This window comes from Pseudoalteromonas luteoviolacea H33-S (genome assembly GCF_001625695.1).
Taxonomy (GTDB): domain Bacteria; phylum Pseudomonadota; class Gammaproteobacteria; order Enterobacterales; family Alteromonadaceae; genus Pseudoalteromonas; species Pseudoalteromonas luteoviolacea_B.
In genome coordinates this window covers 22,353-34,551 of record NZ_AUXY01000058.1, presented here as the reverse complement: position 1 = coordinate 34,551, position 12,199 = coordinate 22,353, and the positions used below count along the sequence as shown (strand labels likewise).

Annotated in this window: 12 protein-coding genes and 1 tRNA gene; 7 read left to right on the top strand and 6 right to left on the bottom strand. The window is 40.9% G+C overall.

Annotated elements, in window-relative coordinates; translation table 11 throughout:
- Positions 1–7 precede the first annotated feature (7 nt).
- Entirely contained in the window at positions 8–2,215 is a 2,208-nt protein-coding gene (locus tag N477_RS06865; protein ID WP_155731833.1) for a CapA family protein, read from the bottom strand.
- A gap of 240 nt (positions 2,216–2,455) precedes the next feature.
- Here N477_RS06865 and tyrR point away from each other — a divergent pair, with 240 nt between their 5' ends.
- A complete protein-coding gene (gene tyrR / locus N477_RS06860; RefSeq protein ID WP_063361768.1) occupies positions 2,456–4,012 on the top strand; it encodes a transcriptional regulator TyrR in 1,557 nt (518 codons plus the stop codon).
- A 16-nt stretch (positions 4,013–4,028) separates the two neighbouring features.
- On the opposite strand, the gene N477_RS06855 is transcribed toward tyrR, so the two are convergent.
- The gene (locus N477_RS06855; protein WP_063361767.1) at positions 4,029–4,523 is read right to left on the bottom strand and encodes a hypothetical protein; all 495 of its coding nucleotides are present in this window, start codon (positions 4,521–4,523) and stop codon (positions 4,029–4,031) included.
- Positions 4,524–4,688: 165 nt separating this feature from the next.
- Between N477_RS06855 and N477_RS06850 the strand changes: the two genes are divergently transcribed.
- Entirely contained in the window at positions 4,689–5,228 is a 540-nt protein-coding gene (locus N477_RS06850; protein ID WP_063361766.1) for a thioesterase family protein, read from the top strand.
- A gap of 31 nt (positions 5,229–5,259) precedes the next feature.
- On the opposite strand, the gene N477_RS06845 is transcribed toward N477_RS06850, so the two are convergent.
- Complete coding sequence (locus N477_RS06845) at positions 5,260–5,910, bottom strand: OmpW/AlkL family protein (protein ID WP_081216446.1); 651 nt, start codon at positions 5,908–5,910, stop codon at positions 5,260–5,262.
- Between the two features lie 299 nt (positions 5,911–6,209).
- On the opposite strand from N477_RS06845, the gene dapE reads away from it, so the two are divergent.
- The 3 genes from dapE to N477_RS06830 all read left to right on the top strand — a co-directional run bounded on the left by dapE (position 6,210) and on the right by N477_RS06830 (position 9,056).
- On the top strand, positions 6,210–7,379 hold the full coding sequence (gene dapE / locus N477_RS06840) for a succinyl-diaminopimelate desuccinylase (RefSeq protein ID WP_063361764.1): 1,170 nt from the start codon (positions 6,210–6,212) through the stop codon (positions 7,377–7,379).
- A 473-nt stretch (positions 7,380–7,852) separates the two neighbouring features.
- Entirely contained in the window at positions 7,853–8,674 is an 822-nt protein-coding gene (locus N477_RS06835) for a MipA/OmpV family protein (RefSeq protein ID WP_063361763.1), read from the top strand.
- Positions 8,664–9,056, top strand: a complete 393-nt coding sequence (locus tag N477_RS06830) for a DUF3019 domain-containing protein (RefSeq protein ID WP_063361762.1) — start codon at positions 8,664–8,666, stop codon at positions 9,054–9,056. Before N477_RS06835 ends, N477_RS06830 begins: the two co-directional genes overlap by 11 nt.
- Before the next feature lie 44 nt (positions 9,057–9,100).
- Here N477_RS06830 and N477_RS06825 read toward each other — a convergent pair whose 3' ends face one another.
- The 3 genes from N477_RS06825 to N477_RS06815 form a co-directional block, all read right to left on the bottom strand.
- Positions 9,101–9,607 (bottom strand): hypothetical protein, encoded by a 507-nt coding sequence (locus tag N477_RS06825; protein ID WP_063361761.1) that lies wholly within the window; start codon positions 9,605–9,607, stop codon positions 9,101–9,103.
- A gap of 66 nt (positions 9,608–9,673) precedes the next feature.
- On the bottom strand, positions 9,674–10,147 hold the full coding sequence (locus N477_RS06820; protein WP_063361760.1) for a globin: 474 nt from the start codon (positions 10,145–10,147) through the stop codon (positions 9,674–9,676).
- A 243-nt stretch (positions 10,148–10,390) separates the two neighbouring features.
- Positions 10,391–11,176 carry a delta-class carbonic anhydrase gene (locus tag N477_RS06815; protein WP_063361759.1) on the bottom strand — a complete coding sequence of 262 codons (786 nt, stop codon included), beginning with the start codon at positions 11,174–11,176 and terminating at the stop codon, positions 10,391–10,393.
- Between the two features lie 204 nt (positions 11,177–11,380).
- Between N477_RS06815 and N477_RS06810 the strand changes: the two genes are divergently transcribed.
- Positions 11,381–11,457 (top strand) — tRNA-Met (locus N477_RS06810).
- Between the two features lie 260 nt (positions 11,458–11,717).
- Positions 11,718–12,173, top strand: coding sequence for a ribosome maturation factor RimP (gene rimP, locus N477_RS06805; RefSeq protein ID WP_063361758.1), 456 nt, complete (start codon positions 11,718–11,720; stop codon positions 12,171–12,173).
- The last annotated feature ends 26 nt before the right edge of the window (positions 12,174–12,199 follow it).

Below are 12,199 nucleotides of genomic sequence, written 5' to 3'. Positions count from 1 at the left end.
AAGCTACCTAGTCAAATGCTGAAAACTCAAAAGATAAGGTAACGTCCTGTTGTGTTGTGACATGTAAAAAGTCGAGCCCATGAATGGCATTGCTTTGCCAAACGTTATCGGAAAGCGAGATATCTTTTTGCCATGATATAAGGGCTAAGTCATCTAAGATGAGCGTTGCTTCGCCATCATCTGGCGGCGAATGTACAAAGGCTAATTTAACTGCACGAGCGGGTAGCTGCTCAGGGCCAAGCGTATTTGTATCGTCAGGTAGTGAAAAGCTATATTCAAACTTGCGCCAATTATATTCCCCAGGCTCAGCAAGGCGAATGGTTTGCTCTGAGAAGAGCAGGTTGTCTTCCGATGTCGTGATGGAGAGTTCAACATCCAGTGCACCGGCGTTCATTCCTTTATTGTATCCATAAAGGCTCATGTCATGATATGCCAGCAATGTAGATTCATTGGGGGTAATTGGCATAGTGCGAATCGTATGTTTAAAGGGCATACGTAAAGGCCTATTGTCGAACTGGGTACGAACTAGGCACATGGCTTGTTTGCCACTGCGTGCGCCAGTTAAGCATGGAGTGATATTTTCGCTGTCATTTTCCCAACGAGAAACCTCACCAAATGTGTCATCGTTATCCCAATCTTCAAAGTCACCAAATAACATCAAGTCTCTACCTAATTTTAGTACTGCAGAACCGCTGGATGATACCTTAGTCAAAAAGGCATTACTCGGTACAAACTCTCTTAAATCAACAATATGCTGACCTGCGCTGAGTGAGATCTGAGCGGTTTCTACAAGATTTGGTGTACGGCTATTATAAAAGTCGATTTCCGCATAACCAGTGCGAGGAATGACTGAAACACCGCCTTGAGAGAACTCACCAAGTCGTCTCATGAGGTAGTCACTTAAAAAACCAGTGACTAATTTAGGTCGATAGTCTTCTAGGTAAATAGGGTAAGCCCGAGCGCGTGTGGTTTTGGGGGTTGCATTTGGCATTACCTCCAATGTTACAGCGACACCGAGCAAGGTTTCGATCCGGTTCTGTTCAAATACAAAGTTACCTAATCCGAGTAACACGGGGGTTTCGTTTTGCAGGCTGAAACCTTGTGCAACGTGAGGATGGTGCGCAATCAGTAAGTCAGGTTTTAGCTCACTGAGTAAATTAAATCGATTACTAATGTAACGCGTGGGTGCATATGAGTATTCGTCACCGCCATGTAGCTGTGCAATGGCATAATCACTTTGTGCGATTGCTTGCTCTACAGCCGAAGTCGCTTGCTGGCTTTGGGTGAGATCTGCTGCACCGCCTTTTTGCTCCTCGGCAATATAATTAATGGGGTTGTCATCACCAGTAATGGATGTTGCAGAGACGAGCCCAAGTGAAAACCCGTTTACCGAGGTAATTAAGGGGGCATAAGCTTCAGTGTTGTTGTTGCCTACGCCACTGTACAGTAAGCCAGCCTCTGATACATATTTGATGGTATCTGCTAAGCCAGGCTGCAAATAATCATAAACGTGATTGTTACCTAAAGCGACATAATCGACGCCGATTTCTGTGAGCCCTTGTAATGTTTCAGGCAAGGAGAAAAAAGCAAACTCTTTGGTTGGGTGAACACTGGTGGGAGTATCTAGAATTGGGGTCTCTAGGTTAACTGATGAAAAATCTGCATGTTCAACTAAGGGCTTAATATACTGAGTGATCTCAATGGCATTTTGAGCCGCTGTGCTCGCGCGAATGAGTGCGCCTTCAACATCTGGTACTGAATTGCCCATAGTGGTTAAACTTGGGTCCATATAGCGTCTACCAAACATGGTATCACCTGCAAAAAATAAGGTGATTGCGCCCTCGGGTTTGGCGACTAAGCGCAAATTGAGCTGTGTATTGGCACTGGATACCTGTACTGTGGTGAGTAAAGGCTCAAACCCTTCTTTGAAAACCGAAATACTGTAATTACCGGGTTTTAAAGTGGGTATAGAAATAACACCGCTGCTATTGGATTGGTAGGTATTGCCTGCAATAACGACTGTCGCATCGGTGACATTATTATTTGACGCATCAGCAATGTTGATCTGCCATTGCAGCGATTCGTTTTGCTGTTTGTCTTGCTCGGTTTGTTCAGCTTGCTGAGATTCGGTTGGCCCCGTCTCATAAGGGTCTTCAACGGAGCAAGCGCTAAGAAAAATGGATGTTAGAACTACAGCTAGTTTTTTTGCTTTCATTGGCTCTCCCACCATTTATATTAACATTATTTAATTATTTAGTATTATAAAGTGTGTGCTGAACGACTTGCAATCATTTATTCTGAATTAAACATCTTAAATATCATGTGTTTATTATAGGTCATTATTATTAATTATGACTTAGAAAATATCTGTCCAAAAATGTTTACAATTTGCTAGGCTGAAGACTATTCTTAGAGTATGATCCGGCCAGAGGTAAAAAACCGTTTTGAGGAACAGATGCGTTTAGAGATTCATTGCGCCGACCGTATTGGTATTGCACAAGAAATACTCAATATATTGGTTAACTATCGAGTTGATTTAAAGGGGATTGAAGTTGACTCGGTAAATTGCCGTATGTATGTGAGCTTTCCCCCCATTGAGTTTGAACAGTTTCAGAAAATCATGCCTGAAATTCGATTAATTGATGGTGTTGAAGATGTTCGCACTACGGCGTTTTTGCCTTCTGAGCGTGAGCATAATGAACTCAATACGTTATTAAGTGCATTGCCTGACGGGGTCATTTCTATTGATGCAAAAGGTGGCGTGAGGCATTGCAATGATGCTGCATGCAGAGACTTAAACTTGTCACTTGATGAAGTGATTGGCACCAGTATCAACTTGCTATTAAAAGGTTTTAACTTTACGCGCTGGTTAGAAGGCAGTGAGGTGTTGGGACAGACAACACGTGTAGAAGTTGCTGGAGAAGATTTTATTGCAGACATACTGCCTATTTCTGTGCCTCAGGCTACTGAGGGAGATGTTTTGGCAGGTGCGGTCATCAATATTAAGTCTCAAAGCCGTTTAGGCCAGCAAGTCAGCGCGTTTAGACGTTATGGACAAGAAAGCTTTGCAACCATACATAACCAAAGCACTGCGATGCGACGTGTGGTGCGTGAAGCGCGCAAAATGGCACAGTTAGAGGCACCTATCTTAATTACTGGCGAGACAGGAACCGGAAAAGAGCTACTAGCAAGAGCATGTCACTATGCATCAAACCGCTCGTTAAAACCTTTCATTGCTTTGTCTTGTGCGTCATTGCCTGATGATGTTGCAGAGTCTGAACTGTTCGGCTACGCAAGTTTTGATGAGCAAGTACCATCTAAACGTGGTGTTTTAGAGCAAGCGGATGGTGGTACCGTGTTTCTTGATGAAGTCGGTGAAATGTCTGAACAGTTACAGACAAAGTTACTGCGTTTTTTACAAGATGGCACCTTTAGAAAGGTGGGCGACGAAAACGAAGTTAAAGTGAATGTTCGCATAATAGCCGCTACTCAAAAAGACTTGCCAGCCATGGTACAAGAAGGCGGGTTTAGAGAAGACCTCTACTATCGCATCAATGTTTTAACCTTAGAAATTGCACCTTTGAGAGATCGCAAAGCGGATGTTAAGCCATTGGCAGAGCATTTTATTCAAAAATATGCACAGCAAAATGGTCAAGCGGTTCCTTCTTTACACCCTGAGTGCCTTGAGTTTTTAGAGCAATACCCGTGGCCTGGTAACGTACGCCAGCTGGAAAATGCTATCTATCGCGCAGTGTCATTATTAGATGATAAAGAGCTACGTATTGAAAATATGCAATTGCCAACCTTTACACATGACTTAGGTTATTTGGAATCGGACTTTGAAGGCACGCTTGAGCAAGCCGTTAAACGTTTTGAAGCAACGTTATTAAGAAAGCTTTATCCTGCTTACCCTAGCTCAAGACAGTTAGCGAAGCGCTTAGGTCTGAGCCATACTGCGGTAGCAAACAAGCTACGCGAATATGGCATCAATAGAAAAACTGTTAAGGTATAAAGTGTTTTCTGGGCGCCTACTTCTTGGTGCCCATACTTCTCGTGACGCCTTCCAAGCGAACATGTTTGACACCAGAATCATCAAAATGCACGTCAATACTGACATTATTTCTACTTAAAAAGTAATCAACATTATTGAGCGTAAGCACATAATTCCCTTTCACTGGGGTTTTAAACTCTTTCTTTGCTAGCTCTAGTTTATTTTTACCAATTTGCCATTGAAAGGCTTCAATATAGCCAGCGTTAAACTCTTGGATCCAAACTCTAGAATCGTCTTTACTTAAGGTCAAAGCAATAGAGTACGACTCAGGAAGTTGAGACATTGAATAGGCTTTTTTGCCAATACGGAATTTTTTGTCTGATGCTTGCCAGCCAAAACCAAAGTCAAAATCTTTTGTGATGCCAGTTGGGTAAGTAACAACCCCTTTCCCGGACAAGTCAAAGTTAGCAAGTACATGATCACTGAAACTCAGCGCTGTGATGAATAAGCCAAGTTTGAATATATTATTCATAAATAAACACTTATCTTGAAGATAAAGAAAACTTAATTCAGTTTATAACATAAAGCAAGTTGCTCAAAATTTAACAAGTCATTAAATATATAACTGAACACGCTTGTTGCAATTAAAGGCTATGATACACTGGCAAGACAAATTACTGGTTAGACCAATTGGAACATGAATTTATATTTTCGCTTATTGCTTCTGTTTTGGAAAATTAAACAAAATAAAACTTATGAAGGGATGTTGGATCCAACAAGCATTGACTTTAGAGCCTTACCAACGGACTGTGATATCAATCTACACCTAACAAATTCACGTTATTTGGCAATGATGGACATTGCTAGAACTTGGATGACCGAGCGAGTAGGCTTGCTCAATAAAATCCTCAAAAGAAAATGGTTTCCTATCGTAAATGCCACAGCGATCACTTATATTCGCGACATTAAACCTATGCAAAAGTTTTCAGTGACGACGCGCGTGGTAGGTTGGGATCATAAGTACTTTTATATAGAGCAAAAGTTTCATTCTGAAAAAGGCTTACATGCTATTGCCTACGTCCGAGGTGTATTTAAAAGTCGAAAAGGTATCGTAGCGGTTGAAGATTTATTGGAGCTTGCAGAGTTTAAAGGGGAACAGCCTGAGCTGCCCAACGAAATTGTGCATTGGAAAGAAATGCTGGAACAGAAAAAAGCAAACAATAAAAAGGCCACATAAGTGGCCAAGATTGAGAAATCTATTTCGAATATTAGAACTTGTACTTAGCACCAATCATCGCTACAAATGGGTCAATTTCAACATCAGAAGTAAGCGCTTGGCTACCATTTGCATAAACGGTTGCATCTGTGTCGATATCCATTTTCGACACCATCACATGCAAGCCCCATTTGTCATTGATTTCATAATTCAAACCTAGCTGTAATGCTAATCCAAATGAACTATCTAAGTCGACTTTTACATCATCTGTACCTAGCGTCTGCTTTAATGCTGCACTCGGTTCTTCATCGAAGAAGACTGTATAGTTTAAACCCGCACCAATGAATGGACGTAATTTGGCACTCTTGTCAAAGAAGTGGTACTGCGCTAAAAGTGTCGGTGGCAAGTGTTTAATCTTAGCAATGTCATTCCCTGCTAAGCCTCCTTCGCCTTGCACAGTATGAGAAAATGGCGTTGCTGCGACTAATTCAAATACGATGTTATCATTGTAGTGGTAGTCGAATGTGATACCTAATTGTGTGTCAGAATCTGCTGATAGCCCCAGAGCTCTATTTTCATTAATCGCTGATGCTGTATCAATTGGGTTTACATGAATCGCACCTACGTTAACGCTAAATTGTGCATGAGCGAGTGGTGCTGTTACTAATAAAGTTGAAATTAAAGCAGCTGTTAGTTTATTCATTTTCATCTCCTGAACCTATACCAGTTGGTTCTCTTTAATGGCTCTATAGTAAGGGCTCCGACAATTAAAAAACTGTTCTAGATCAAATTTGACTTTTCATCTTTCAGAAATATTTGAAAGTTTGATTTGGGATAAGTTTTTATAGCGTTTTGTGTTGAAAATTTGCTGTATTTTTTCGCTGTGTAATCTAAGAGTCGTTTTTGGACGTGGGTGATTAGTAATAAATGTGCAATTTACTAGACATAAATTGGACACTTTTAGCACGTTTAATGAAGAAAATAGTTTTTTGGTGATGAAGCATGCCACAACCTCTTCAAACGGGCGTTCAAACTATCCCTTCAGTTATAGAGCACTTACAACATTTGATTAGAGCCCGTTCAATTACGCCTTGTGATGCAGGGACCATCGCATTTTTACAAAAGCAATTACACAAATGTGATTTTGAGGTGGACCTGATTGAATCTAATGGGGTAAAAAATTTAATTGCCTATAAGCATTTTGGCGATGGGCCCGTTTTGGCCTATTCTGGACATGTGGATGTTGTCCCTGCTACATCTGAAGGCTGGGCGGTTGACCCATTTTCGGCTGAGATTGTGGATGATATTATTTATGGTCGAGGCGCTGCAGATATGAAGGGCTCGGTGGCGGCCATGCTCAATGCAACCATAGATTTTTGTCAATCAAGCAATAAAAAAATTGGTTCATTTTATTGGCTGATCACATCAGATGAAGAAGGTGAAGCAACTGATGGCTCTGTCCTTATTGCAGAGTATTTAAAGCAAAAAGGGGTGGTGTTAGATGCTTGTTTGGTTGGTGAGCCAACGTCGCATAAACTAGTAGGGGATACCATAAAAAATGGTCGAAGAGGCGCAATTTCCGGCCGATTTATTATAAATGGCAAAGCAGGTCATGTTGCCTATCCTGAATTTACAGTCAATGCAGCGCATATTGCAGGTGAGTTGGTAACCCAGTTATCACACTTAAACTGGTCTTTGGATGAACCTGGTTCTAAAACGACGCTTCAGGTAACAGGGATAACGGTGCCTGATATCGTTGATAATTTGGTCCCCGCAGCATGCGAGGTGACATTTAATGTGAGATATAGTCACAGCTATAAAAGTGGTGATATTTGCCAGAGGCTGACTGCGCTTGTTGAGTGTTTTGACGCTGATATTGATATTTCTTGGGAGCGCCCTTGCGAGTCATTTTATACTGGCAAAAAGCAAAGTAATTGCTTTTTATCTTTAATAGAAAACGTCATTGCTGAAGAATTGGGACAATATCCTGCGCTGAGCACGGCTGGTGGCACATCAGATGGCCGATTTTTTGCTAATGAGCATACACAAGTAGTGGAATGTGGCGTAAAAAATGACTCAATACATCAAGTTAATGAACATGTTTCTATCACTGATTTACTCTCAATTGAGCAGATATATAAGCGGGTTTTGTATACTTATTTAAGTGAGTAATTGCGTATTTATTTATAAAAAGTGAACGCACTGATATTTATACGTTACTCACCATAGCATAGTGAGAGCTATTGTCTGTATTGTACGAAGAAGTCACAGTGCCTAGTGGTTATTTTTCCGTGAGAAAAGAGTTGTTCTAAAAATATAAATAACGCGACTTTCTTATAGTATTGCCGGCATTATCGAATTGAGTAATTGTCATCGCTAATTTTTAGGTAAATTCTTTAGACCTATTATATCCTACTTATACCTCAGTACACTGTGGCGATGTGTCATAGAGGAAGCTTAATTTTGCATGATATTGCTTTTCTCCGTGTTGACATGTAATTGGGTAAAGTACTTACACAGCCAGCAACGCCATTTTGTGTAAAAGCTTGGTGTAATTGGTTTTAATGTTTACTTGTTGTATGAGAAATGCTCAGGTATGATCTGGAATTGAATTCGGCACAAATGCGCAATAAAGATAATAAGTAATGAAAAAAATAACGTCAGTGCTGCTTGCAATGTGTATGGCTGTTGCAAGTAAAGCACATGCTGAGCCTTGGTATGATGAAGATGACTTTGAATGGCAATTAAGTGTAGGTGCTTTTTATGTCAATACTAAACTACCAAAGCTAATTGGCGCCAAAAATGAATTTTCTTCCCTCTCTCCTTTGATAGATGCCAAAATCCAATACAAACAATTCTATCTGAATACACATTCGGGAGATTTTTTTGGTGGTTCCGATTTAGGCTATCAGTTGATTCAAGAGGAGGATTGGGGGTTAGATGCGATTTTTGGCAATTATCAAATCCCATTCTCAGATACAGGTTATTATTCAAACGAAGATGATAGAGTTGAAGAGTTAAAAACGATTAATCGCCGTAAAGTAGACCAGTCCATAGGTCTTGCTTATTATCGAAACATTGGAGAGTTTTTAGCCGTTGCTGAATTAGTCTATGATGTGTTTGGTGACTCGAATGGATGGGTTTTTCATATCGAAGCGACGCGTAATTTTGAGTTACGCAATTGGGATCTTTGGCTGAACTTTGGCGCTAACTATTACTCTCAAAATTTTAATAATTATTTTTATGGTGTGTCGCCCTCTGAAGTAAACGATTACTTGTATGGTTTTACTGCCGGAGATGGCGCGACAGCATTTGTTCAAACTCAAGTAAATTATCCTATCGCGCAGGATTGGGTATATAGTGCAGGCGCTTCAATTTTGGTTGGCTCAGGCGGTGTGAAAAGTAGCCCACTGATTGATTCAAACTATGCTCGAGTATTTTTTACTGGAGTGAAGTATGTATTCTAGATTTGCTTGGGTAATCATGGTTTTTGTTAGTGCTTTGTCAACTGAATCAATGGCTAACGAAACGCGTAAAGGGATATTAAATGCATCACCAACTAAATGTGTTGCGCTGAACCAAGGACGTACCTGCTATGCTGATGTGGTATTTGATATATCAGCACCAGCCGCGGGGGATTATTGCCTTAGAGAAAGCGAATCTAAACGCATTTTACAATGTTGGGCTAATACTGATAGCTTTACGTACACATTGAATTTTGGTTCTGTAGAAAGTGTCAGTTATGAATTAATAGCTAAAGCGCATAGTGATGTTTTAGCAGTGACCACTATTGAAGTTAACTGGGTACATAAAGTGCGCACTAAAAAAAGGCGCTGGCGTCTTTTCTAGTCTGAAAAGCGGTGGCCATGCGTTATGTATGCCCACCGTCATATTTAATTACACTGTTCTATTAATCCACGTAAGTGGGTGCCGATATCTTCAGTTTTTGTTTGACCTTGTTCTAATAACGTTGCGAACTGTGTTTGTAGCTCAGCTAAGTCATAAGTTTGCAATAAAGTTTTCAGATAGGTCACTGTCTCGGCACCAGCTTTTAACAACTCTGGTATACTTTCCAAGCTGATCTCTTGTTCAGTTAAACTGGCAATTGAATTTGCTAATTCCGCGACGCTTGCCCCATCTTGCAGTGCACCTTCTACTTCAACCAAGGCACCCATCGGGTCGCCGTCAAGTTTGCTTGCAACACAGCTGGCCATAGTACCTGCTTGTGCACTTTGTGCCATGGCTTCGAGTCCTTGCTCTCGGATCTGCTCGATAACAGCTTGAAGCTCTTGGTTTTCCGACAAATATTGCGCTTCTATTTGGGCTTTAGAGTTTTCAAATACATCACATCCAGTGGTAAAAAATACACTCAAACCCATTAAAACAGCGATACGCTTCATAAACTCACCTAGTTAACCTAATTTAGGTCCAGTTTACTCATTCATACTTTGATTGTCATCATAACTTCAGGAATGGCCGATTTGCTTTTGTTGTCTAATTTGGTCTAAGTAAACAATATTTGACATGCCAAATAGCTCAGCCTTGAGTACATTTGCAACGATATGCAAAGCGCGTTTCCAGGCATTTCTGACTGCGAGTGTAAATTGCTTACCAAGGTGCACTTTGAGAGTATCTAAAAAGCAATTACACAAAATTCTGATATCACATGCGGATGGTCGCAGTGACTTTATCGTGGCGATATTTTCTGTGATATATCGGCACAGTTCTTTTTGGTTTGCCATTCTGATCAAGCTTTGTTGGATAAAAGCTCGTAACTGATATTCGATTGTCAGAATTTGTGATTCGGCATTGGGTATGACCATCGACATAGGGTGCATTTTAAGGCGGTGGTTGAAACTGACACAAAAACAGTGAAAGTTAGGTTTAATAGTCGCAAATGACTGACTTAGCAGTTGATATTGATAGGGTGAAATACTCATAATCGCTCCAATTACGATTAGAGCGGATCCATGCTCAAGTTTTTAATCAAATCTGCTTTGCCATCACTCAACTGATACAACAAACAAAACAAATTAAACTTGGGTAGTTACTCATAGTGCGAATTCTATTTTGTTTAAAAAGCACACTTTTCACAAGTATAGCCACGAGACTTTTATGATTGCAAACTTATTTATCACTAATGCAGAAATGAAAACAACCCATTTCTGCATTACTTACTAATTTTACTTGATAGGAGACAATAGTTTAGGATCAGTAACTAGCTGTCTAACACCATGTGCGTGATCTTCTTCAAAGACGTTATCTTCACACCACTCGGCTAAACTGTTGATGTCAACTTTAGCGCAAGCTGGGCGGACGCTCCAAGTTACTTGTAGAGGAGAGCATTGCTTGTCGTTGTAGCTTGGTCCAGTTGTAGAACCTAAAAACTCTACCGGCTTACCTGTTGTATTTGGGATATGTTTTGGCTGGTGATAACCATTAGCGATATTTCCGTCATAGCTTAAGTCATTAAAATCAAGCGCATTTTCATCGTTCACGACCAAGAACACTTGCGTTTCTACACGTAGATCTGGATTTGCACATTGCTCATTAAGGCATGAACCTAAACCTTTGCCAGGTTTGACATCACATGAGCTATGCACCCAATGTACTTCGATAGTGTCACCAGGTTTGACGTTTTTACATATTTTGCCTTTTGGTGCTTTTAGTTCAGCGGGTGTAAGGCTAGAAGTCGCATTACATTGATAGCCACCGTATTTCCCATCTCCCGCAAATACTGAAAAGTCTTTTGCTTTGTGTTCTGCATTTTTATGAAAGTGAATATTGCACAGATTCATTTGTGATGAAGGGGGAGCGAGACTGAAGATGCGCTTATTGTCACCTGCTAGGTTATCAATGTCGCGTGGAGTTTGCGGGCCAGCTTTTGCACATGAGTTTGCTGTAGCGACGCCACTAAAGATTAATGTCGAAAGTGCAGCGATTGTTGCCTGAAATGACCTTTTATTCATTTTATTGTCTCCTAATTGTAAGAAATGTGAAGTATAGAGAAATCTAAAATAGGTACAAGCGCTGTATGTTAATGATTGTTAAAGAACTAATCTGTAATTGAGCTGTATTTGAACGGCTGGGTAATTTATCTAGTTAGTGGTTGCGTATTAATGGAACAATCTCTATAATACACGCCAATTGAGCAGCTTATTGCTGCATGTGGACGCGGGATGGAGCAGCCTGGTAGCTCGTCGGGCTCATAACCCGAAGGTCGTCGGTTCAAATCCGGCTCCCGCAACCAATATTAAGAAGTTTCTATATTTCTTAAAGGTCGCGCATTCATGGTAATGCGCGTTTTGCGTTTAAGCGCAGCTTAATTTAGGCTGGTACAGCCCGCAACCAAGCACGGCCTTTGGCCACACAGTTTGTTTTTGGTGTGACGCCCCGCTTGGTTCGGGGCGTTGTTGTGTCTGGTGCTAGATATTAGCAATGTAGGCCCAAGAACATGCAGCTGAATTGATGGGGCCATGAGCCCTTTTTTTGTTTGTATGGAGGTAATTTGTGTCAAAACTCGAGCAAGATTTAACCGTAATGCTAGAGCCCGCTGTTGAAGCGTGTGGCTTTGAGCTACTCGGTCTAGAGTTTGTGCAAGCAGGTCGTCATTCTACACTAAGAGTGTACATTGAACATGAGAATGGCATTAATGTTGACGATTGTGCAGAAGTAAGTCGCCAAATTAGCGCGATTATGGATGTAGAAGATCCCATTACAAATGAATATAACTTAGAAGTGTCTTCACCGGGTGTGGATAGACCATTATTCAAACAAGCTCACTATGAGGACGCGCAAGGTGAAGAGGTGCGTTTGCGCACTAAACTTCCACAAGATGGTCGTCGCAACTTTAAAGGCGACCTAGTAGCAGTTAAAGGCGATATGATTACGCTAACTGTCGACGGACACGAGCATCACATTATGCTTAGTAACGTCGAGAGAGCTAATATTATCGCCAAATTTTAAGATTAAGTGCGAAGGACCAGGGCAAG